General features: G+C 65.0%; 18 protein-coding genes. 9 read left to right on the forward strand and 9 right to left on the reverse strand.

Features of this window, described 5'->3' with window-relative positions; translation table 11 throughout:
• Window positions 1-8: 8 nt before the first annotated feature.
• From BAY15_RS03530 to BAY15_RS03570, 9 genes are all read left to right on the forward strand, one after another.
• Window positions 9-1379: a pyridoxal-phosphate dependent enzyme gene (locus BAY15_RS03530; RefSeq protein ID WP_068849030.1), complete on the forward strand. Its 1371-nt coding sequence runs from the start codon at window positions 9-11 to the stop codon at window positions 1377-1379.
• A 130-nt stretch (window positions 1380-1509) separates the two neighbouring features.
• A complete protein-coding gene (locus BAY15_RS03535) occupies window positions 1510-2691 on the forward strand; it encodes a cystathionine gamma-synthase (RefSeq protein WP_068849032.1) in 1182 nt (393 codons plus the stop codon).
• 69 nt (window positions 2692-2760) lie between these two features.
• Window positions 2761-3549: an ABC transporter permease gene (locus BAY15_RS03540; RefSeq protein WP_068849034.1), complete on the forward strand. Its 789-nt coding sequence runs from the start codon at window positions 2761-2763 to the stop codon at window positions 3547-3549.
• The gene (locus tag BAY15_RS03545) at window positions 3539-4876 is read left to right on the forward strand and encodes an ABC transporter ATP-binding protein (RefSeq protein WP_068849036.1); all 1338 of its coding nucleotides are present in this window, start codon (window positions 3539-3541) and stop codon (window positions 4874-4876) included. Before BAY15_RS03540 ends, BAY15_RS03545 begins: the two co-directional genes overlap by 11 nt.
• Window positions 4866-5624: a class I SAM-dependent methyltransferase gene (locus BAY15_RS03550; protein ID WP_068849037.1), complete on the forward strand. Its 759-nt coding sequence runs from the start codon at window positions 4866-4868 to the stop codon at window positions 5622-5624. The genes BAY15_RS03545 and BAY15_RS03550 overlap by 11 nt, the downstream gene beginning before the upstream one ends.
• A gap of 89 nt (window positions 5625-5713) precedes the next feature.
• The gene (locus BAY15_RS03555; RefSeq protein WP_068849039.1) at window positions 5714-7984 is read left to right on the forward strand and encodes a glycosyltransferase; all 2271 of its coding nucleotides are present in this window, start codon (window positions 5714-5716) and stop codon (window positions 7982-7984) included.
• Entirely contained in the window at window positions 7981-8847 is an 867-nt protein-coding gene (locus tag BAY15_RS03560; protein WP_068849040.1) for a hypothetical protein, read from the forward strand. Before BAY15_RS03555 ends, BAY15_RS03560 begins: the two co-directional genes overlap by 4 nt.
• A gap of 5 nt (window positions 8848-8852) precedes the next feature.
• Window positions 8853-9992, forward strand: a complete 1140-nt coding sequence (locus tag BAY15_RS03565; protein WP_141236281.1) for a glycosyl transferase — start codon at window positions 8853-8855, stop codon at window positions 9990-9992.
• A 45-nt stretch (window positions 9993-10037) separates the two neighbouring features.
• A complete protein-coding gene (locus BAY15_RS03570) occupies window positions 10038-12524 on the forward strand; it encodes a hypothetical protein (RefSeq protein WP_068849044.1) in 2487 nt (828 codons plus the stop codon).
• 11 nt (window positions 12525-12535) lie between these two features.
• Here the strand turns inward: BAY15_RS03570 and BAY15_RS03575 are convergent, their stop codons facing one another.
• Genes BAY15_RS03575 through BAY15_RS03615 form a run of 9 tightly spaced genes read right to left on the reverse strand, consistent with a single transcriptional unit; the run spans window position 12536 to window position 22089 of the window.
• Window positions 12536-13528, reverse strand: a complete 993-nt coding sequence (locus BAY15_RS03575) for a glycosyltransferase family 2 protein (protein ID WP_068849046.1) — start codon at window positions 13526-13528, stop codon at window positions 12536-12538.
• Between the two features lie 43 nt (window positions 13529-13571).
• Complete coding sequence (locus BAY15_RS03580; protein ID WP_157771688.1) at window positions 13572-14381, reverse strand: class I SAM-dependent methyltransferase; 810 nt, start codon at window positions 14379-14381, stop codon at window positions 13572-13574.
• A gap of 18 nt (window positions 14382-14399) precedes the next feature.
• Window positions 14400-15353: a lysylphosphatidylglycerol synthase domain-containing protein gene (locus BAY15_RS03585; RefSeq protein ID WP_068849050.1), complete on the reverse strand. Its 954-nt coding sequence runs from the start codon at window positions 15351-15353 to the stop codon at window positions 14400-14402.
• Window positions 15350-16468 carry a glycosyltransferase gene (locus BAY15_RS03590; protein WP_068849052.1) on the reverse strand — a complete coding sequence of 373 codons (1119 nt, stop codon included), beginning with the start codon at window positions 16466-16468 and terminating at the stop codon, window positions 15350-15352. Before BAY15_RS03590 ends, BAY15_RS03585 begins: the two co-directional genes overlap by 4 nt.
• Window positions 16469-16493: 25 nt before the next feature.
• Entirely contained in the window at window positions 16494-16883 is a 390-nt protein-coding gene (locus BAY15_RS03595) for a GtrA family protein (protein ID WP_068849054.1), read from the reverse strand.
• A gap of 5 nt (window positions 16884-16888) precedes the next feature.
• Window positions 16889-18289: an NAD(P)/FAD-dependent oxidoreductase gene (locus BAY15_RS03600; RefSeq protein WP_237334313.1), complete on the reverse strand. Its 1401-nt coding sequence runs from the start codon at window positions 18287-18289 to the stop codon at window positions 16889-16891.
• Complete coding sequence (locus tag BAY15_RS03605; protein ID WP_068849058.1) at window positions 18247-20382, reverse strand: hypothetical protein; 2136 nt, start codon at window positions 20380-20382, stop codon at window positions 18247-18249. The genes BAY15_RS03600 and BAY15_RS03605 overlap by 43 nt, the downstream gene beginning before the upstream one ends.
• Before the next feature lie 29 nt (window positions 20383-20411).
• A complete protein-coding gene (locus tag BAY15_RS03610; protein WP_068849060.1) occupies window positions 20412-21356 on the reverse strand; it encodes an NAD-dependent epimerase/dehydratase family protein in 945 nt (314 codons plus the stop codon).
• Between the two features lies 1 nt (window position 21357).
• Window positions 21358-22089, reverse strand: coding sequence for an SDR family oxidoreductase (locus BAY15_RS03615; RefSeq protein WP_068849062.1), 732 nt, complete (start codon window positions 22087-22089; stop codon window positions 21358-21360).
• Between the last annotated feature and the right edge of the window lies 1 nt (window position 22090).

A 22090-nucleotide genomic window follows, 5' to 3' on the forward strand; every position in this document is an offset into this window, starting at 1 on the left:
GTGACCCGATGGCAATCCACTCCTCCGTACTCGACCTCATTGGCAAGACCCCGATCGTCAAGGCCCAGCGCCTGGACACCGGTGTCTGCGAGCTGTACCTGAAGCTCGAAAGCGCCAATCCCGGGGGATCCATCAAGGACCGCATCGGCCTGTCGATGATCGAGGCGGCGGAACAGCGCGGTGATCTCAAGCCGGGTGCGACGCTGGTGGAAGGCACGGCGGGCAATACCGGCCTGGGCCTGGCCCTGGTCGCCCAGCAGAAGGGGTACAAGCTCATCCTGGTCGTACCGGACAAGATGAGCCGCGAGAAGATCTTCAACCTCAAGGCGATGGGCGCCGAAGTCCGGCTGACCCGTTCGGACGTGGCCAAGGGCCACCCCGAGTACTACCAGGACATGGCCAAGCGCGTGGCCGAGGAAACCCCCGGCGCGTACTTCATCAACCAGTTCGGCAACCCGGACAACCCGGCCGCGCACGAATTCGGCACCGGCCCGGAAATCCTGGAACAGATGGACGGCGACCTGGATGCCATCGTGTTCGGCTGCGGCAGCTCCGGCACCATGACCGGCCTGTCGCGCGCCTTCTCCACCCTGTCGCCGAAGACCGAGCTGGTGCTGGCCGACCCGGTTGGCTCGATCCTGGCCGAATACATCAATGACGGCGTGCTCAACGACAAGTCGGGCAGCTGGCTGGTGGAAGGCATCGGTGAGGACTTCCTGCCCTCGATCGCCGATTTCAGCCGGGTCACCAAGGCCTATGCCATCACCGACGCCGAAAGCTTCCACACCGCGCGCGAGCTGCTGGGCAAGGAAGGCGTGCTCGGCGGCTCCTCCACCGGCACCCTGCTGGCGGCGGCGCTGAAGTACTGCAAGGAGCAGACCACCCCGAAGAAGGTGCTGGTGCTGGTCTGCGACACCGGTAACAAGTACCTCTCCAAGATGTACAACGACTACTGGATGCTGGACAACGGCTTCCTGGAGCGCCCGCAGACCGGCGACCTGCGCGACCTGATCCTGCGCCCGTACGGCCAGCGCGACACCGTGGTGATCGGCCCGAACGACCTGCTGACCACCGCTTACCAGCGCATGAAGCTGTATGACGTGTCGCAGCTGCCGGTGATGGATGGCGACCAGCTGGTCGGCATCGTCGACGAGAGCGACGTGCTGCTGCATGTGTACGGGGACGAGTCGCGGTTCCGCGACAAGGTCTCCACCGCCATGGTCAGCAAGCTGGACCGGCTGGACGTGAAATCGCCGATCGAAGCCCTGCTGCCGGTGTTCGATCGCGGCCAGGTGGCCATCATCATGGACGGCGGCAGCTTCCTGGGGCTGATCACCCGGATCGACCTGCTGAACTACCTGCGTCGTCGCGTCCAATAAGGGCGCGATGGCCGACGTTCGGCTCTGAACCTGCGTTTATTAGAGTCAACGGCTGATTAAGCCGGCGCTGATAGACTTCCGCTCCATTTAGTGTGGGCCCCGTCTGGGGCTCTCAATCGCTGGGAACCCCATGTCCGATCCTGCAGCCTCCGGGCACTCCAAGCGCCAGCTCGCTCTCGCCACGCTCGCCATCCATGGTGGGCAGTCGCCCGACCCGAGCACCGGCGCGGTGATGCCGCCGATCTACGCCACTTCCACCTACGCCCAGTCCAGCCCCGGCGAACACCAGGGCTTCGAGTACTCGCGTACCCACAACCCGACCCGCTTCGCCTACGAGCGCTGCGTGGCCTCGCTCGAAGGCGGCAGCCGCGGCTACGCCTTCGCCTCGGGCATGGCCGCCACCTCCACGGTGATGGAGCTGCTGGACGCCGGCAGCCACGTGGTGGCGATGGATGACATCTACGGCGGCACCTTCCGCCTGTTCGAGCGCGTGCGCAAGCGCACCGCCGGGCTGCAGTTCGGCTTCGTCGACCTGACCGACCTGGCCGCCTTCGAGGCGGCGATCACGCCGCAGACGAAGATGGTCTGGATAGAAACCCCGACCAACCCGATGCTGAAGATCGTGGACATCGCGGCGGTCGCGGCCATCGCCAAGCGCCGTGGCCTGATCGTGGTGGTGGACAACACCTTCGCCTCGCCGATGCTGCAGCGCCCGCTGGAGCTGGGCGCGGACCTGGTCCTGCACTCGGCTACCAAGTACCTCAACGGCCATTCGGACATGGTCGGCGGCATGGTGGTGGTGGGCGACAACGCCGAGCTGGCCGAGCAGATGGCCTTCCTGCAGAACTCCATCGGGGGTGTGCAGGGTCCGTTCGACAGCTTCCTGGCCCTGCGTGGCCTGAAGACCCTGCCGCTGCGCATGAAGGCGCACTGCGCCAATGCGCTGGCCCTGGCCCAGTGGCTGGAAAAGCACCCGGCAGTGGAAAAGGTGATCTATCCCGGCCTGACTTCGCACCCGCAGCACGAACTGGCCACGCGCCAGATGAACGGCTACGGCGGCATCGTGTCGATCGTCCTCAAGGGCGGTTTCGAGGCCGCCAAGCGGTTCTGCGAGAAGACCGAACTGTTCACCCTGGCCGAGTCGCTGGGCGGGGTGGAGAGCCTGGTGAACCATCCAGCGGTGATGACCCATGCGTCCATTCCGGTGGAGCGCCGCGAGCAGCTGGGCATCAGCGATGCGCTGGTGCGGTTGAGCGTGGGGGTGGAGGAGCTGGGGGATCTGCAGGTGGATCTGGAAGAGGCATTGGGCTGAGATGAGCAGCATGAAGCTGACCGGGACGTCGGTAAGCGTGTTGAATCAGGATATGGGAGTTGGAATCTGATGACGGGTGCATTGCTCAGGAGCCTGGAGCTTTTCTGGGCGCTTTCAAAGCGTGAGGTCGCGTCGCGCTTCAAGGGGTCGTATGGCGGCCTGTCGTGGTATGTCATCCAGAACCTGCTTCTGTTGACCCTGTATTCGTTCGTGTTTGGCACGTTGTTCAAGAGCCGCTGGTCCTCGGGCGATCATATCCAGGGCAATTTCACCATCGCCCTGTTCATTGGCCTGATCGTGTTCAACACTTTCGCGGAGTGCATCACGCGTGCGCCGACGTTGATCCTGGCGAACGCGAACTATGTGAAGAAGGTGGTCTTTCCGCTTGAGGTGCTGCCTGCGGTCACGTTGGCAACGGCGCTGTTCAATGCGGTCATCGCGTTCCTGGTGTTGATCGTGGTCGCGTTCATCCTCAAGGCTCCGCTGCACTGGGAGGGCTTGTGGATTCCGGTGATCATGGCCCCGCTGGTTCTGTTCACGCTGGGCGCTGCGTGGTTCCTTGCCGCGCTGGGCACCTATATCCGCGATATCAACCAGATGGTCACCCTGCTGATCAGTGCCTTCATGTTCCTTTCCCCGCTGTTCTACCAGATCACGGCATTGCCCAAGGCGGTACAGACATGGGTGATGTTCAACCCACTCACCATTCCGATGCAGGAAAGCCGGGGTGCGTTGATGTTCGGCGAAACGCCGGACTTCGGGTTGCTGTCGATCTACCTGGGCGTGGCGATCCTGGCTGCGGTGTCGGGTTATTCCTTCTTCCAGAAGGCGCGCGGAGGCTTTGCTGATGTCCTCTGAAGAAATCTCGATCCGCGCCAGCGGCGTATCCAAGTGCTACCACATGTACGACAAGCCGGTTCACCGCTTGTGGCAGTCGGTGCTTGGCTCGCGCAAGCGCCTGTACCGCGAATTCTGGGCCCTGCAGAACGTCGATTTCGCGATCGCCAAAGGCACCACCTTCGGCGTGATCGGCAAGAACGGCTCGGGCAAGTCAACCCTGCTGCAGATTGTCTGTGGAACGCTTGAGGCGACCACCGGCACGGTGGAGAGGACCGGCAAGGTGGCCGCGCTGCTGGAGCTGGGTGCCGGCTTCAATCCGGAATTCACCGGGCGCCAGAATGCGATCCTCAGCGGTGGTATCTATGGCCTGACCACGGCGGAGATCACCGAGCGGCTGCCTTCGATCATCGAGTTCGCGGAAATCGGCGAGTTCATCGATCGGCCGGTCAAGACCTACTCCAGCGGCATGTTCGTGCGCCTGGCCTTCTCCGTCATCACCCATGTCGACGCCGACATCCTGGTCATCGACGAGGCGCTGGCGGTGGGCGACGCGCAGTTCACCCAGAAGTGCATGCGCTGGCTGCGCGAATTCAAGGCGCGTGGCACCCTGGTCTTCGTCAGCCACGACAGCGGCGCGGTGCGAAGCCTTTGCGACCAGGCCATGTGGATCGACCACGGCCACGTGATGGCCATTGGTGATGCCAAATCCGTTACCGAAAAGTACCTGGCCTCGCTGTTCAACCAGTCCCAGGCCGCGCCGGCTGCCGACCACGCCGTGCGCGATGTGCTCGGCGCCGCCGATTGGCGTGACCAGCGCAAGAGCATGATCAATGCCAGTGGCCTGCGAAATGACATCCAGGTCTTCCACTTCGATCCGCAGGGCGCCTCGTTCGGCGTCGGCGGCGTGAAGTTGACCCAGGTGGTGCTGGAGGACAGCGAGCAGCGCCCGCTGTCGTGGGTGGTGGGTGGGGAGATGGTTTCGCTGGTCATCCAGGCGCGGGCGAGCGCCGAGATCGCCCAGCCGATTGTCGGCTTCTTCCTCAAGGACAAGCATGGCCAGACCCTGTTCGGCGACAACACCTACCTGACCTACCTGGATTCGCCTCCTGGCGTCAGCCGCGACCAGGTCTTCCGCGCCGTGTTCACTTTCCCGATGCCGGTGCTGCCGGTGGGCGACTACGCTTTCGACGTGGCCATTGCCAGCGGCACCCAGGTGGACCACCAGCAGTTGTACTGGGGCCACGATGTGCTGATCGTGCGCTCGGTTTCCACCAGCGTCTCGACCGGCCTGGTGGGTGTTCCGATGCTTGAGATCGGTATCGAGGTGGGCTCCGATGAGCATTGAAGAACGGCAGTCGCCGTATGATTACGCCTTCGACCCCGATGGTGGGAGTACCGCCGCGCGGATCGCCAGGCTGGTCGGTGTGGACCACCGGGTACTGGAGCTGGGGTGCGGCTACGGCGTGATTTCCCGACAGCTCAGCCAGGCCCAGCGGTGCCGGGTGACGGGCGTGGAGATCGACGCCGCCAGCGCCGAACGCGCGCGGCCGTGGCTGGACCGCCTGTACGTGGGCAACCTGGAGGATCAGCAGTGGCAGGCGGCAGTTGCCGATGCCTATGATGTCATCGTCTCGGCCGACGTGATCGAGCACCTGCGGGATCCGGAAGAAACGCTGCGCCAGCTGGTTCCGATGCTGGCACCGGGCGGACAGGTGGTCATTTCCTTCCCCAATGCCGGGCATGCCGGCATTATTGCTGCGCTTCTTGCCGGGCGGTTCGATTACACGCCTACCGGCCTGCTGGACGAGACGCACCTGCGTTTCTTCACCTGGAATTCGATGGAGCGCATGCTTAATCGCGTCGGTCTGGAGGTCACCCATCGCGAAACGGTGGATGCCGGCGGCTGGCACGAGCAGTTCACCGAGTACTGGCAGGTGCTTCCGGAGCCTTTGAGGGTCCTTTTCAACGGTCACCCCACGGCGAACGTTTTCCAGTATGTGCTGAAGGCGCGCGTGAGCGCGGCGCCGAGGATTCTCGACGTTCCAGATGAAGCGGCACTGCAAGCGTGGCGCGACGCGGCCGCCGCCTGCTGAAGCCGGACGCCGGTGGCCGTCGCCGCGGGCGTCCCGCCGATGACCAGACATGAATGACCCCTCCTGATCCAGCGTTCTCGGAATTCCTTATGCCGGCTCCCGACGTTAGCGTCATCATTCCCTCGTACAACCACGCCCGCTTCATCGAAGAAGCGGCGCGTTCGGTGCTGTCCCAGGAGGACGTGCAGGTTGAACTGATCGTCATCGATGACGGCTCATCGGATGACTCGGTGGAACGCATGCAGCGGTTGGCAGCGGAAGATGCACGCGTCAGCGTGCACACCCAGCCCAATGGCGGTTCGCATTCGGCGATCAACCATGGGCTCTCGCGGGCCACCGCCCCGTGGCTGGCCATTCTTAATTCGGATGACATCTGGCATCCCAGCCGCCTGAAGCGGATGCTGGCGGCCGCGGAAGAAAGCGGTGACAACTTCCTGTTCAGCGACTCCCAGCTGATCGATGCCGACGGTGCCGAGATCAACGATGCGGCGCATTGGTGGAACTTCAGCACCGAACGCATGCGCGAGCGCGTGCGGACGCATGGCGTGGCCGATGGACTGCTGTACGGCAACCTGACCGTTTCAACGTCCAATTTCCTGTTCCGTCGAGAGCTCCTGACGAAGGTGGGAACGTTCCATCGTTTCCGTTACAACCTGGACTGGGATTATGTGCTGCGCTGCGTAGACGAAAAGGGCGTGCGCGTCGGGTTCGTCGACGAGCGTCTGCTTCGCTACCGCCTGCACGGCAACAACGCGATCCTGAGCGGCATGCCCGGCGCGGCGGTCGAGGCGCAGCTGATCACCCGGCAGGTATACAGGCGGCGCCTGCGCGCCCCGGAAAGCCTGCTGCTGAGCCACCACCGGCATGATCGGCTGCTGCGCCGCTACCTGCAGGGGCAGATCCGCAACTATCGTGCTTCGTTCGAGGCCGTGGAAGAAGATCGCGACGGCCTGGCTGCGCTGATCAACCAGCGCCAGGAGATGGTCGAGGCCGAGCGCGCCGAAGCCAAACGGGTGCAGGCCCAGTACCGGGCGGAGCTGCAGGCATGCGAAGCCGGCGCCGCCAGCACCCAGGCAGCGCTCCGGGCCGAAATCCTGGCCAAGGAGCAGCAGAGTGCGCTCCAGGAGCAGGCGCTGCGGGAGCAGTCCGAGCGCGAACTGGCCGCCCTGCGTGAGCGCGCCGAAGGCGAGCTGGCCGGCCAACGCGAGCATGCCGAAGGCGAACTGGCCAGCCAGCGCGAGCAGGCCGAGCGGGAACTGACGAGCCAGCGCGAGCGCTCGGAGCAGGCGCTGCTGGAGCAGCGCGAAGCGGCAGGACGGGAGCTGCGGGCCGTGGTGGTCGAGAGCCTCGAAGTGCAGGCGCAGCTGCAGCGGTCCTATGCGTCGGGCATCCACGCGCGGGTGCAGCGCGACCAGGCCCGGTGCCGTGAGGTGCGGATGCTGGATCACCTCGAGGGGCGCGACCGGGTCGGTCGGCCGCCTGACAGCCGATCGCGTGCCTTCATCCAGCGGGTCATGCGCGCAGTGCGCAGCCAGCGCCGGATCAATGAATCCATCAATTTCCTCTCGGGCGGCATGCCGGTGGGCAGCGTCCGCGTGCTTCCCCGCGACCCGATGCCGATGGCCCCGATGGAGCCGAGAATCGCCGCGCACCTGCATGTCTATTATCTGGATCTTGCGCCGGAGCTGATCGCCGATGCGCTTCGCATTCCGGGTCTGGAGCGGGTTGTGATCACCGGGCCGTGGAGCCGGGAGGACATGGCCCAGGCACTGGTCCCCATTGTGGACCGGGGTATCGACCTGCGCGTGCTGGTCGTACCCAATCGCGGCAAGGACGTCGGCGGACTGGTCGCGGCCATTCAGCAAGGCGCCCTGCTGGATTCGGATCTTGTGCTGAAACTGCACTCCAAGAAGAGTCATAATGCCGAGACATATTTCCAGGCTATTTCCGCATTGTTTGGTACCGAAATCCGCGATGGTGAGCAATGGCGGCGTGAGCTGATCCAGCCGCTCGCCGGCAGCGCATGGCAGATCAATACGATTCTCAAGCTGTTCAATGATGATCCGGCGATCGGCATGGTCGGCGCGCGTCCATTCATCACCAATGTCGGTGATGCCAATGCCGCCCTCAGCCAGGCAGTGTATGAAAGGTTCGGCGTGCCCCAGGGCCTGCCGTTCGTAGCGGGAACGATGTTCTGGGTACGCAGTTCGGTGCTCAGGCCGCTGCTGGACCAGCTCAGCCTTGACGAGTTCAGTCTGGACAGCCGGGAAGTTGAAGGAGGGCTGGAGCACATCATGGAGCGCCTGCTGGGCGCCCTGGTGCTGGCTGATGGATATGACGTCTATGGAGTTGACGTATGAGTTCGCTGTGCAACAAGACCGTGCCGGTCTTCATTATCTCGTTCAACCGGGTGGCCTATATCCGCCAGGTGATCGATCGACTGGAGTCGCTGGATTTCCAGAACATCACCATTATTGACAATGCGTCGACCTACGAGCCCCTGAAGGATTATCTCGGGCAGTCGCCGCACAATGTCGTGCGCTTGACCGAAAACCTTGGCCACCTGGCCTTGTGGAAGTCGGGTCGGTTCCAGAAGATCATCGAGCGTGAGAAGTTCATCCTCAATGACAGCGACGTGGTTCCCGCCGACGATTGCCCTGCCGACATCACCAGCCATCTCGACGAGATGCTGGAACGCTACCCGCGCCATACCAAGGCTGGCCTGTCGCTGCGGATCAACGATCTTCCCGACCACTATGCATTCAAACAGGAAGTGCTGGAGTGGGAGGCGCCGTTCTGGGTGAATCTTCTCGATGACGGCAACTACGAGAGCGCCCTGGACACTACCTTCGCGTTGTATCGGCCGGGCGTGGACTGCTCGGAGGAGCGCTGGTGGCGATCGATCCGGGCAGCGCCTCCCTATTCGGCACTGCACCTTCCCTGGTACCAGGACACCTCCGTGATGAGCGAGGAGGACCGGTTCTACCAGCGTGCCGTGGCCGGCATCTCCAGCCAGTGGAGCATCACCGATCCGGTCCTGCTGAAGAAGCAGAACACCGAGCTGCAGCATGAAATCGCTGCGCTCAAGCGTACAATCAGCGAGCTCCGTGGCCAGTCCATGCCAGTGGGCTCCCCGGCGTGGCGCAATACCGTCCGGACCACTCTTGGCGCCACCGGCCTGCTGCCGCTGGTGCGCCGCCTTCGCGACACTATGAAGAAGTGACCACCATGATCGAATGTATTTTCACGTCCATCAACAATGGCTACCTGCCCAAGGCGCGCATTCTTGCCGCCTCCGTGCGCCGCCATCACCCTGAGGCCAAAATGGCCCTGATGTTGAGCGACCACAAGGATCCGGCGCTGGACTATTCGGACTTCGACATTGTCCTTACCCCCGAAGACGTGGTGGAAGGGGTGGGCGACCTGCAGTCGTGGTTGTTCGACCACACCGTGGTGGAGCTGTGCACGGCGGTCAAGCCGTTCGCCTTCTCGCATCTGTTCAAGCAGTACGGGTTCGCCAACGTCGTCTACCAGGATCCAGACACCGTGCTGTACGCGCGCATGGAAGAGCTGGAACAGCAGATGGTCACGCATCCGATCATCCTCACGCCCCATGTATCGGTTCCCGCCGTGGACACCGACGACCTGCACGACGGTGAAATGCTGGGCTGCCTGCGCCATGGCGTGTTCAACCTGGGCTTCCTGGCGCTGACGCGCGTGGGCGAAGGCCCGGCATTCCTGCAGTGGTGGCAGGACCGCTGCCGCGATTACTGCTTCGACGACAACCAGCGTGGCCTGTTCACCGACCAAAAGTGGGTCGACCTGGCGCCGTGCTTCTTCCAGACGCTGGGCATCATGCGTGTCCCGTCGTACAACGTGGCCACCTGGAACCTGTACTACCGCCAGGTCAGCACCCGCGCCGATGGCACGATCGTGGTCAACGGAAGCCACCCGCTGCGCTTCTACCACTTCTCCGGCTTCGACATCGGCACGCATGAGCACATGCTCGGCAAGCACGATGCCGGCAACGCCACGCTGCTGGAAATGACCCGGTGGTACTCCAGCGAGCTGGAGCGGTTGAAGAATCCCGCTGGCCTGCCGGACAAGTACGGTGTGTTCGCCAACGGCAGGAAGATCCCGGCCGATTGGCGCCGTTACTACCGCAGCCAGCCGGCGCTGAAGCGGATGATTCCGCACCCGTACGACCAGTATGAAGCGGTGATCGCCCACTTCGATTCGGCGCCGGATGAGATCGCGCTGAATCCGTCGTACTCCGCATTGGAACGCTTCGTCCGCCGCAGCCCGGGGTTGGCGTCGCTGGTCCGCGCCGTGGTTCCCGCATCGGTGATCCGGCGACTCCGCGGCTGAGTGGCGGCGGCCGGGGGGCAGGCAATGGATGGGGGACGCTGGAGCATGACCGACAGGCAGCGGCGCTGCTGGGGCGTGGCGGCCGCCATCGCCTTTTTCGTTGCGGTCGGGATGGCCGTGCTGGGCGCCAACCCCTTCGCGCAGCAGACCGTGGGACCCTACGATCTGCTGGTTGCCTCCAAGGGGTGGTCGCAGGAATACGGTCCGGTCGAGGTTCGCAACGGCGAGCGGACCGACGTTCTAGATGCCATGGTGCCGCGTTGGATGTTTGCCCGTGGCGAACTTCGGCAGGGGCGGGTTCCCCTGTGGAACCCATTGCCCGGCGGTGGTGAGCCCGGCATCCACAACCTGGCAAGTTCGCAACTGACTCCGGCGTTCGCGATTTTCGCTGCCGCGCCCAGTGCGTCCAGCGGCTTCTACTTTGCCACCCTGTTCAATCTGGTCATGGCTGGCCTCGGCGCATGGTTCTGGCTGCGGCGGTCGCTGGGTACGCTGCCCGCCCTGTTTGGCGGCGTCACGGTGATGCTGTGCGGTTTCCATGCCGCTTGGCTCTACTGGCCACACATGAGTACCTCGGTGTGGGTGTGCTGGTTGCTGTGGTCGGTGGAAGGCTGGTGGAAACGCCCGGGCGCATGGCGCTTTGCGGCGATGACCCTGCTCACCACCTTGTTGCTGCTCGGCGGATTTCCATTCGTGGCGCAGCTCGGCCTCGGCGCGGCAGTGCTGTACGCACTGGTGTTGTGGCGGATGGCGCCCCAGCCGGGCAACCGTCGCCTGGCTGGCATGTTCGGCGCGCTTGCGCTGGGTGCTGGCCTTGCGGCCATTCCCCTGATTGCCCTGGCCACGTGGCTGGCCCACATCGACACTGCCGCGCGGACGGGGGGCAGCCCGCTGCGGCTGCTGACCGACGCGGTGCGGCTGCTGCCGCACATCGCCCGCCAGAGCCCGCAGGTCGAATCGCACATGTACGTGGGCGGCCTCGGCCTGCTGCTGGCGGCGGCCGCACTGCTCCGCTGGATCAGGCCCCGTCGGCTCGAGCCGGTGCTGGTACTGGCCAGCCTGCTGCTGGTGATCTCATCGGTGCTGGTGTTCCAGCTCATTCCGCCCGCATGGCTCGGCTGGGTTCCGGGGCTGGGTGGCAATGGCTGGGCGCGCGGCATCCTGCTGCTGGATATCGCGTTGGCCGCGCTGGCCGCAAGCGCACTGGCCTTGCTGCTGCGCCGGATCCAGCGCCCCTGGATGGCGCTGCTGCTGACCGTCCCGCTGCTGGTGGTGCAGGTGGTGGACCTCGGCACGATGTTCCGCCGCTTCAACGGACCCGTGCCGGCCGCGTTGATGTTCCCGCCCACCCGGCAGATTGCCCAGGTGCAGGCTGGCCTCCTGCCGTTCACCTACGTCATTGCGGACGGGAATTACCTCGTCAGCGGCACGCTCGGGGCCTATGGCGTTCCGGAATGGTATGGGCATGGCTTCAAGACCGCCGCCGTGAAACGGTTGCTGGCACAGGCGGTGCGCGACCCGTTCACCACGCCTACGGCGTCCATCATCGGCGCCGATGCCATCCAGCTGGACAGCCCGGCCATACGCGCCATGGCCGTGAAGTACGTGCTGGGCGACGAGCGGCTGCTGGCCCAGGCGTGGGTGCCGGAGTATCCGGCCGGGCCTGCGCCCATGGAGGCCCTTCCCGCGCTGGGAACCGCTGCGTGGAGCCAGTCCGTGGACCTGCCTGCCCACTTCACCCTGTCCGATGTCGAGCTGCGCCTGGCCACCTACGGCGGCAGTGGCCTGCATGGCAGCGTGACCTTGAGCTTGCTCGATCCGGAGAAACCGGGCTCGGTCCTTGCAGAAGCCACCCTGCCGGCCGGTTCGATCGTGGACGGGGAGATGGCGCGTTTTCATTTCGCCCCGGCGGTAACGCCTGCGCAGCAGCGCGTTGTGCTGACCCTCCGTCATGAGGGCGCGGCTGCCAACGAAAACATCACGGCCTGGTACCGGCCTGGCGGGGCCGCCAACTGCGCGTTGCAGGTCGAGCCTGCGCGTGCGCCGGGCTGCCTCATCCTGCGGATACTGCCCGAGGGCCCCGGGCTTGCAGGCTGGGCGGTGGCAGCGCAGGCGCCAGGCCTGGTACTGCTGGAAAACAGGGATGCCCCAGCCGGTGCCTATTTCCTGGATTCGCTGGATCAAGCGCCTGCGGCGCACGCTGCCGAAGCGGTACGGGTGCAGGGCAACTTCTCGGACGGATGGACCCTGCAGTACACCGGCAGCCGATCCGGATACGTCGTACTGCCGATGGCGGCATCCGAATCGTGGGAATTTTCCGTGGACGGCAACCGGGCTCAACCGCAGCAGTACTTCGGCACGTTGCCGGCGATTGCCGTTCAACCCGGCGCTGTCATCACGGCGCGCTACCAGCCGCGTGCGTTGATCGTTGGCGGCTGGATCATGCTGGGATCGGTCCTGCTGCTGGTCGCCGTGATGCTGGGTCTTCGGCGGCGACGGCATGCCGACACGGGTAGTGCACGGGGCGCCTGATCGCCGGCGTGCTACTCCAGCTGTTCCAGCCGGTGTTCGACCTGGCGGACGTGGCGCAGGATCCGCTCGGACAGCTTGCGGTTGGTCGCTATCAGGTCGGAGATCAACCCGATGGTGAACATGATGGCGGCCAGTGTCAGGCAGAACGCGCTGAACACTACGGACTGGACATGGCCGCCGCCTTCCCCGATTGCGTAGAACCAGGCAAAGCGCAGGCCGCCGACCAGTCCCAGCAGAAGCGGAACCGCACCGAGCAGGGAAAACACCAGCAACGGGCGGTAAATCATCAGTACCCGGGCGATGGTGACCAGTGAACGCACCACGTACGACGCGATGCTCTTGACCAGTCGGGAGGGGCGCAGGTCTGCATTGGTCCGGATCGGAACCGACGCCACCACCAGGCCGCTGAGGCCTGCCTGGATGATCGTTTCCAGCGTGTAGGTGTAGCCGCCGAAGACGTTGATACGGATCGCTGCCTCGCGCGAGATCGCGCGGAACCCGCTGGGTGCGTCATGCACATCGGTCTGGCTGGCCATGCGTACCGCCCAGCTGCCGATTCGCTGCAGCTTCTTCTTGATCAACGAGAAGTGCTCGGTCTCATCGATGGGACGCGCGCCGATCACCATGTCGGCGCGGTGCTCGAGGATGGGCTGGGTCAGCAGCGGAATGTCGTCGGCGCAGTACTGGTTGTCCGCATCGGTGTTGACGATCACATCGGCGCCCAGGCACAACGCCGCCTCAAGTCCGGACATGAAGGCGGTGGCCAGGCCACGGTTCACGGGGTGGCGCACGATATGGTCCACGCCCAGACGCAGCGCCAGCTCGGAGGTGCCATCGGTGGACCCGTCATCGATGATGAGGATCTTGACCTCGTCAAAGCCCGGCACCTGACGCGGAAGTGCATCGATGGCAATCTTCAGGGTGGCTGCTTCGTTGAGGCAGGGAATCTGGATGACGAGCACCTTCTTCCGGAGTGCCCCAGGGGCTGCAGTGTGAAGTTTCATCGGGTGAGTGCCATGTCGGAGGGAGGTGCAGGGTGCATCGTGATCAGGCCTGGCGTTTGCGGACGACCGCCACCAGGTTGAGCGAGGGCGACAACCCTGCCGCGATGCGGACCGGACCCGGCGCGAAGACGGCAGGATCGGTCGGCGTTCCAGCCGCCGGTCGTGCCTTGAAGCGGTGCACCAGGTTGAGCAGGCCAACGCGCAGGGCGCGTGGGTAGAAAGGCAGGGTGAATGGCAGGCTGAGCCACATCATCCGCCGGCAGCGGCGCAGTTCAATGCCGATGGTAGCGGCATCGCCGCCCATCCCGAGAATGCGCACGTCGTCGAACTGCTGGACCAGCTGCTGTCGCAGCGAGCGCTCGCTGTATTCGCGCAGGTGCCAGCGGTTCCAGGGCTGCTGCAGGGGAAGCAGCCGCGTGGAACGATCCGGCGTCACCAGCAACAGGGTTCCGCCCGGGACGAGAACGCGGGCAATCTCCTGCAGGTAGCGCTGCTCATGTTCGACGTGCTCGAAGACCTGGAACGAGAGCACGGTGTCGAATGAGGCATCGGCAAACGGCAGTCCGCCGTCGGCGGTGACGTGCTGGAAGTCCAGGTTGTCCGATCCATGTCGTTCGGCGGCATACGCCACCGCATCCGCGGCAACATCCACGCCGGTGACATGCAGTGCCGACCGGGCGATCATGGCCGAGCCGTAGCCGCTACCACATCCGAAATCCAACACCCGCCTTCCGCGCGTGTATGCCTCGGCAAACCGATAGGTTTCGATATGAAGATGGTAGATCAGTCGGTCCTCGGCGGTCGCCTGGTAGTCATCGACCATCATCCGTTCGCCGGTTGGTTCCAGTTGCACAGCGCTGCTCCCTACTCGTCAGGGGTTCTCATCGGGGGGTGTACGCAGGGTCCGTACGGCCAGCAGCGCGACGGCGAAGCAGAGCAGGTCCCCCAGCATGGTCGACATGCGCAGGGCAACGACCAGTGGCAACAGCTCGGGCCCGCCGCCGGCGGCCTGTAGGATACCCAGCATTGCTGCCTCACGCACGCCCAACCCGGCGGGAGCACCGGGAAGCAGGAAGCCGAGGATCCACGACAGCGCGAATGCACCGGTGAGCAACCACGCCGAGGGCGGGTTCTCCAGCAGAAGGTGGGACAGCAGCCAGATCCCCGCCGCCAGGACGAGGTAATTTCCGACATAGCAGGTGAAGGCAAGCATCAATGCGCGCGCCGCCGGAACGGGCGCGCCGACGCTGCCCAGGCGCCGCACCGCGATGCGATTGATCAGTCGTGGGCTGGCAGCCACGATGCCGATGAGTGCGATGCTGGCCAGCAGCAGCAGGGGCAGCAGGTGTTCAGGCGCGGTGTCTGCCAGCACGCCGGTCGCGACCACCTGTGCGCCACCCAGCGCGCAGGCAAGCGCACCGAAGAACACGGCGGCAAGGATCGCAAGCAGGCTCTCCGATACGACGGTCGTGGTGAACGGTACGGCGGGAATACCGGCCTTGAGCGACATCGACAGGCGCCCGATGTGCTGTGCCACGTTGCCGGGCAGGTATTTGCCCAGCTGGGTCAGCCCCATGATGGTGGCCAGTTGGCCCCATGGCCGGTGGACGCCGCAGGAGCGCAGCATGCGCATCCAGGCAAAGGCGCTGAGTGGAATGATCAGCGCCGAGGCCACGCCTGCCGCCAGGATGCCCAGCAGCGCAGAGGGCGTTCCCAGCCGCGTCCAGTCGATGCCGTCAGCGGCATGCCAGGCGTAGGCCGAGAAACCGGCCACCGCAGCCGTGCCGATCAGCACATTCAACAGTCGCAGCAGGTTCTTTTTCATCCGGTGGAGACGTCCAACCCGTCGATGAGGGCCCGATACTGCGCGCCCACTGCTCCTGCCCCGATCCGGTCACGCAGATCCGCGTGGGCGCTCGCCCCGCTGTGCAGATGCTGCATGCCGAGCACGGCATCGGCCAGTGCAGCGGCATCGCCGGCCGGCACCAGCACCGCATCGGCCCGGGCGTGTGGGAACAGCTCGCGGATCGCCGCCGAATCCCGGGTGATGAAGGGTTTGCCAGCGGCCACGATCTGGAAGAGCTTGTTGGGTATGACGCTGGCGGCTTTGTCCGATGTGCCGAATATGCCGAGGCAAACGTCTGCGTCGGTCATCTGCTCGATGAGCTGCTCATAGGCGACCCAGTGCACGCGTTGCACCTGCGGCAAGGGATCGGCCTCGAGCATGGCGTCGATGCGTGCCGTTTCCTGGCCGTGTCCCACGATGATCCACTCTACCGGCGCATCGCGCAGCAGGCGCGCGGCTTCGATGATCGTGGGCAGCCCGTGAAGTGGAATGAACTGGCCGTAGAAGAGCATCCTCAGCGGCTGGCCGGGCAGGCGTTGCCGCGGGGGCAGCGCCGGAAACCGATCCAGTTCGGCGCCGACCCACACACTGCCCACGCTGCCAGCGGCAAGCGCGAACAGCGACTCGATTCGACGGGCATGCGTTTCGGTATCCATGAAGGCCAGGTCGGCACGACGCAGGCAGAAACCTTCAAGGCGGTGAAGTACGCGAGCGGCGGCCGAACCGGGGGAAAGCAGCCGGCGGTCCTGCACGATGGTGTCGTACAGCGACACAAAGACGTCGAAATGCAGCGGCACCTTCCAGCGTGCCGCCGCCACGCCCGCGACCAGCAGGTCGAGGGGGCCGGGATAGGAAACCATCACCACGTCCGGCCTTGCCGCGCGGAACAGCCGCCAGATCAGCGCCGGATACGCGCGCAGCATGCGGCAGAGGATGCCCACGCGTGCGGCCATGCCCCGCAGCTGTGATTTGTCGCTGACCTGGCTCCAGACATCGGCATGGACCTCATCGACCTCGATCCCATTGGCGCGCATCCCGTCAACCAGGATGCGCACGCGCGGCTTGCCGGTATCGTACGTTCCCCACAGCAGCACGCGCCGCCGGGCGGCGCGGCTGCGATCAGCGGAAGGAGAGGTACTTGTGCCCGACATAGCTTGAGAACACCGGAACGACGACACCGACCGCATGGGCGATTTCCATCCGAAGGACGTCGATGGACAGCCACGGCAGCACGTGGAATGCCAGCACCATGGAAACGATCCAGGTCTGGGCCACGGCGAACAGGTTGACCAGTACGAAGTAGAACGCCGAATGGTGGAGGGGGCGGGTGCTTTCCTTGAACACGAACATCCTGGACAGCACGAAGGCTGTCACCATCCCGGTAATGTAGGCAAGGACGATGGCCGGGGTGAAATCCAGCCAGTGGCTGTACAGGATGCGCGACAGGAAGTTGGCCAGCGCAGCCACGCCACCGACCAGGAGGAACATCATGAACTGGCGGGAAACCATGCCGCTTACTCCACTGCTTCCCGGGCCATCATCCGGCCGAACCCGATGCTCTCGGAAATGCCCCGGTCCTCCGGATAGTAATGCGACGTATCTGCCACCCACAGACCGGCAACCGGCAGTTTGCGCGGCGGCAGGTCATCCAGGTAGCCCGGATCGCAGATAGGTTGGGCGTGACGGTAACGGCTGACCCGGACGTCGATGAAGTCCTCTTCCACCAGCGCCGGGTTGATCATGCGCAGGTAGCGCTTCACCTTGTCGACAAACGCGTCGTTGTGTTCGGCGTACTTGGGATGCTCGCCCGGCATGTAGAACGGGACGTATACGATGTGGGCATCCATCGGGCGCAGGTTGGTGTATTCCACGATGCCCGGGATATCCATGTCCGGGTCGTTGGTGTTCACCCAGAAGTTGGCCGACACGGGCCGGCGGAGCTTGGCGATCACGCAGACCACTGCAATGTTCTTCAGCTTCTCGAACTGCGCGATGATCGGAGCAGGAAGATCGGGCGCGATCCGGGGTACGAAGGGCAGGGGCACGGTCGAGACGACGGTGTCGAAGGGCAGTACCTCGCCATTTACCTGGACCCCTTGCACCCGCGCGTCCTCGATGACGATGCGCTGCACGGGCGAGGAAAGTCGCACCTCGCCGCCGTGCTTGACGATATCCGCATGCAGGGCATCGAGCAGGGTCGACGAACCGCCGTCCAGATAGCCCAGCTTCTCGCGCATCAGGCTGTAACGGGAACGCCCGATCCGGCGGATACGGCTCCATATCCATGCCGCCGACAGGTTGTCTGCGTAGTGGTAGAACTTGTAGTCGAACAGTTTGCGCCAGAGGGTCTCGTAGGCTTCCGCACCCACCCAGCGCCGGATCCAGCCGGAGGCTTCGACATGGTCCAGCGGCTTCCAGTCCTGGCGCCGGGTGCACAGGAAGGCGTGGAGCCCGTAGCGGAACTTGGCGATCCAGCCCAGGCCCTTGAAGCGCAGCAGCGCCACCGGGTTTCCCCAGGCCTGCAACTGCTTGCCGAACCAGTAGCCCATGCGTGTTTCGGTCCAGCGCATGCGCGACGCCAGGCCAAGCTCGTCGAGCACGGCCAGGAAGTCAGCATCGGAAATGCAATGGAAATGGTAATAGCGCTCGATCTGCATGCCGCCGAAATCGAACGAGGCGGTCATGCCGCCCACCCGGTCGTCAGCTTCGAAGATCACCGGATGATGCCCATCCCGGGCCAGCTGGTAAGCGACAGCCAGGCCCATTGGACCGGCGCCGAGGACGGCAACTTTCTTGCCCATGATCAGTACCTCGTAAGGGTGTCGCCAGGTGCGGCACCGTGAATATGTAAGGCGGTCGCCTCGACCGTCATTCAGTTGGCCGGTGCCGCTGCAACCACCGCAATGGCCGACCATTCGCCCCAGCCGTCACCGTCATCGACCAGCGTGACGGTGAAGGTTTCCGGCAGCGAAGGCGCATCCAGCGACAGGCGGACCCACTCCTGTTCCGCCAGCGGCAGCTTGGCACTGCCCAGCCGGCCATCGTCAAGCTGGATCACCTGGCGGCCGACGGTCGGCCCGGAACGGTAGTAGAACGCATCACCGGGGTGTGCGGTGAAGCGCAGCGTGCCCTTGTCCGAATCGCCTCGCACCAGGCTGGCCATGATCTTCATGCCCGGGTAGGACGAGACATGGAAATCCTTGCCCAACCACGGATGGCCCGGCGTCACGGCAGCTTCGGTGATGATCTTCGTGCCGGGCGCCGGCACTTCCACCGTCTCCCGATACGCCATGACCGGAGCGACCGCCGGCAGCTGGCAACCGGCGCCCAGCAGTACCAGCGGGTGGCCCAGTTGGTCGCGGGGGACATACGCAACGAAGCCCGCGCGCGCGGCCGCTGCCGCGCCGGTGACTTCGGCGACGTCCGGTCGCGAATGACCGATCAACCCGTAGCCGACCACCTTGCCGTCGCGAACCACGCGCAGCGCGCCGCCCTCGGTGTCCGGCGCAGGCCCGTCCAGCCAGCCACGGATCCTGACGTAGTCCTGCTGGGACGGTGCTTCGCGGGATTCATCGATGTTGCCCCGGCACACCACGCCCGGCAGCGCGGGTGCGCTGCTGCCGATCACCGTGGGTGTTGCCTGCCACGGCGCGGCAGTAAAGATTGAAAGGTTTGCCCCGGCGGCGTCGCGGGCCAGGCGAAGCGCGTTCTCGGTGAAGGGGAAAATGATCTGTACCTGCGCATCGTCTGCAATGCCAAGTCCCATCGCAACGGCCGCGAGCGACTGCTCGTAGTGCTTGTCGGCCTGGTCGTCCAGGGCGTGCTTCTGTTCGATCATCCCCACGCCCAGCGCGCCGGCCATCAGCACAAGCACGGCGGCATGCCAGCGGCGGCCGCGCAGGGCGACAAAGGACACCACCCAGATTGCCAGCGCGGCCCAGGCCATCACCGCCGGGGTGGTGTAGCGGCTGGCCAGGGCATGGATCTCACCACTGGCGGCGCGTCCCAGCGTCGTGCCTGCTGCGGTTCCACCGATGAAGACCAGGAACATCACCAGCGCCCACTGCGCATGGCGACCCTGCGGACGGCGCAGGTGGACCAGCGCCGCCAGGGCGGAGCCGATGACCAGCAGGGCGCCCATCGCTGCGGCAACCTCCCGCGCGTGCGGGGTCACGTTGCGGGCGATGTAGTAGAAGGGGCTGCCCAGGTAAAGCAGCAGGAAGCGCACGTACTGGTAGGGCTGCTGGCGCAGCAGCTCAAGTTTCGAGGGACCATCGCCGGTGGCGAGGCCACGCTGGTAGGCGGCACCCATGATCAGGGCCAGACCCACCAGCACCAGGAAGCGGCGCCACCCCTGCCGGGTGATCGCCGCGTACGCGGCAAGGATCGGCAGGGTGAGCACGCCATTGGCCATGGTGCCGAGCGAGGCAACGCCCAGCAGCACCGACAACAGGAACCAGCGTCGGCTGGAGGAGGTCGACACGCTGGCGTGGTACAGCGCCAGCAGTGCGGCCAGCGGCAGCAGCTGGGCAAGGATGAACTGGCTCTGGAAGCCCCATGTCAGGTTTCCTTCCTGGCACCAGCTGAACAACCAGGCCAACAGGAACAGGAAGGTGCCGGCGCGCAGCATCGCATCTTCGTGGCGTGGCATCGTGGCACGCAGGAACCGCCACATGACCAGCGCACTGGTGGCCACCAGCAGATAGTTGGCAACAATGAGGAAGACCGCACTTCCGCCAAACAGGCGCATGTCCAGCCAGAACAGCACGCGTGCGAGCACGATGCGGTGTTCGTTGTGCCCGGCCAGCCATATGCCGGCATCCCCCGCGCTCACGCGTCGATAGAAATCAACCGTGCCATCCCACATGTCGGTGAGCGGCACCGGCGTGTAGCTCTGCCTGGCTCCGACCACGGCCAGCCACACATACGCTATGGCCAGCAGCCCAAGCACCACGGTGAGCAGCCCGTTGAGGCGGTGGGTGAAGCGGGGGGAGGCGGTTGGGTTCAACGTACTATCCTTTGCTGGATGGTTCATCATCAACGACGCAGCACGATATGGCTGTAGCGCGGGTCGGTGTAGCTCTCGCGGATGGCTTCTTCGAACGGGGTCTGGCGTACGCCAAACACCGCCTCGGTATCCACGCCCTTGAAATCGTCGCCGGCGCTGAGCGCCTTGAGCTGATCGGCGGTGAACGGCGGCTTGGCGCTGAACAGGGCGAACGTGCGCAGCAGGAAGGCGAAGAAGCCGATCGGGATGTGGACGATCAGCGTGTGCAGGTTCTTGACCCGCTTGATGGTCCGGATGATGTCCACGTAGTCCACGCGGGTGTCGCCGACGATGTCGAACACCTTGCCGTCCGGCTCGGTCTCGATGCATCTGGCGATGCAGCGGCAGAAGTCGCGCTCATACAGCGGCTGGCGCATGAACCTGCCATCGCCGGGAATCGGGAACACCGGCGTGCGTGCCATGAAGCGCGACAGCCAGCCCAGGTGCTTGGGGTCGAACCAGCCGAACATGAGCGTGGGCCGCAGTACGCAGTGGCGCTGTCCGCTGGACACCACCATTGCTTCCTGGTCGCGCTTGGTGGTGGTGTAGTCGTCCACCGCCACCGAGTTCACCACCGACGAGCTGATATGCACCATGTAGGGCACGTTGGCGGCCCGGGTGGCGGCGAGAACGTGCCCGGTGGCGGTGATGTTGTTGCGCACGAAAAGGTCATTGGTCTTGCCGGTGATCTGCGCGTGCAGCTGCACGACGCAGGCAGCGCCTTCGAACTCGGCCGCCCACGGGCCAGGCAGGGCGAGGTCGGCGTCGACCGCGCGCACGTCCGGGTGCAGTTCGCGGAGTATGGCCAGGTTGTGGGCGTGCTTGTCGATGGCCACCAGCTGGCTGTAACCCTGCTGCTTGAGCTCGACGATCAGGTTCTGGCCGACAAGCCCGGCCGCACCGGTAATGACGATCTTGGCGTGTTTGTCGGTCATGTCAGAGCTTGATCCTGCGGAATACGAATTCAGGGATGGACTTGATGACGAACATGATCGCCCACCAGAAGCCCGGCAGGTAAGCCACCGGGCGGCGCTTGTCGATCGCACGGGCGATACCGGTGGCCACCTTGTCCGGGGTGGCCCACAGCGCGCCCTTCTTGAACGCGGCGGTCATCGGCGTATCGACGAAGCCGGGCTTGATCGTCAGTACGTTGATCCCGGTGGCGCCCAGGCGCTGTCCCAGCCCGCTCAGGTAGGCGCTGACCGCCGCCTTGGCACTGCCGTACAGATAGTTGCTGGCACGGCCGCGGTCACCGGCGACGGAGGAAATCACGGCCAGGGTCGAGCCGCTCTGCAGCCGCTGGGCGAGTGCTGCCGCCAGCGCGATCGTCGAAGTGCCGTTGGTGGCGAACTCCTGCAGCGCAACGTCGACCGAGGCATCGCAGGCGGCCTGGTCGGGCAGGGTGCCATGCGCGATCAGCACGGTGTCGATCCCACCCAGCGCGGCCCACGCGGTATCCAGCACGGCGGCGTGGGCCCCGAGATCGTTGACGTCCAGCACGGCCGAATCCACCTGCCGGGCGCCACGTACGCGCAGATCGTCGGCGATGACGTCCAGCCGGGCCGCATTGCGTGCTACCAGGAACACCGCCGCGGCGCGTGTGGCGTAAACGCGGGCGACGGCTTCGGCGATCGCCGATGTCGCACCGATGATCAGGATCTTCTGCATG

The organism is Stenotrophomonas rhizophila (assembly GCF_001704155.1).
GTDB classification, from domain to species: Bacteria; Pseudomonadota; Gammaproteobacteria; order Xanthomonadales; family Xanthomonadaceae; genus Stenotrophomonas; species Stenotrophomonas rhizophila_A.

What these genes read in the sequence shown, in the direction of transcription:
- BAY15_RS03530 (WP_068849030.1), top strand. Translation starts at nt 9, where the DNA reads ATGGCAATCCACTCCTCCGTACTCGACCTCATTGGCAAGACCCCGATC.
- BAY15_RS03535 (WP_068849032.1), top strand. Translation starts at nt 1,510, where the DNA reads ATGTCCGATCCTGCAGCCTCCGGGCACTCCAAGCGCCAGCTCGCTCTC.
- BAY15_RS03540 (WP_068849034.1), top strand. Translation starts at nt 2,761, where the DNA reads ATGACGGGTGCATTGCTCAGGAGCCTGGAGCTTTTCTGGGCGCTTTCA.
- BAY15_RS03545 (WP_068849036.1), top strand. Translation starts at nt 3,539, where the DNA reads ATGTCCTCTGAAGAAATCTCGATCCGCGCCAGCGGCGTATCCAAGTGC.
- BAY15_RS03550 (WP_068849037.1), top strand. Translation starts at nt 4,866, where the DNA reads ATGAGCATTGAAGAACGGCAGTCGCCGTATGATTACGCCTTCGACCCC.
- BAY15_RS03555 (WP_068849039.1), top strand. Translation starts at nt 5,714, where the DNA reads ATGCCGGCTCCCGACGTTAGCGTCATCATTCCCTCGTACAACCACGCC.
- BAY15_RS03560 (WP_068849040.1), top strand. Translation starts at nt 7,981, where the DNA reads ATGAGTTCGCTGTGCAACAAGACCGTGCCGGTCTTCATTATCTCGTTC.
- BAY15_RS03565 (WP_141236281.1), top strand. Translation starts at nt 8,853, where the DNA reads ATGATCGAATGTATTTTCACGTCCATCAACAATGGCTACCTGCCCAAG.
- BAY15_RS03570 (WP_068849044.1), top strand. Translation starts at nt 10,038, where the DNA reads ATGACCGACAGGCAGCGGCGCTGCTGGGGCGTGGCGGCCGCCATCGCC.
- BAY15_RS03575 (WP_068849046.1), bottom strand. Translation starts at nt 13,528, where the DNA reads ATGAAACTTCACACTGCAGCCCCTGGGGCACTCCGGAAGAAGGTGCTC.
- BAY15_RS03585 (WP_068849050.1), bottom strand. Translation starts at nt 15,353, where the DNA reads ATGAAAAAGAACCTGCTGCGACTGTTGAATGTGCTGATCGGCACGGCT.
- BAY15_RS03595 (WP_068849054.1), bottom strand. Translation starts at nt 16,883, where the DNA reads ATGGTTTCCCGCCAGTTCATGATGTTCCTCCTGGTCGGTGGCGTGGCT.
- BAY15_RS03600 (WP_237334313.1), bottom strand. Translation starts at nt 18,289, where the DNA reads ATGGTCGGCCATTGCGGTGGTTGCAGCGGCACCGGCCAACTGAATGAC.
- BAY15_RS03610 (WP_068849060.1), bottom strand. Translation starts at nt 21,356, where the DNA reads ATGACCGACAAACACGCCAAGATCGTCATTACCGGTGCGGCCGGGCTT.
- BAY15_RS03615 (WP_068849062.1), bottom strand. Translation starts at nt 22,089, where the DNA reads ATGCAGAAGATCCTGATCATCGGTGCGACATCGGCGATCGCCGAAGCC.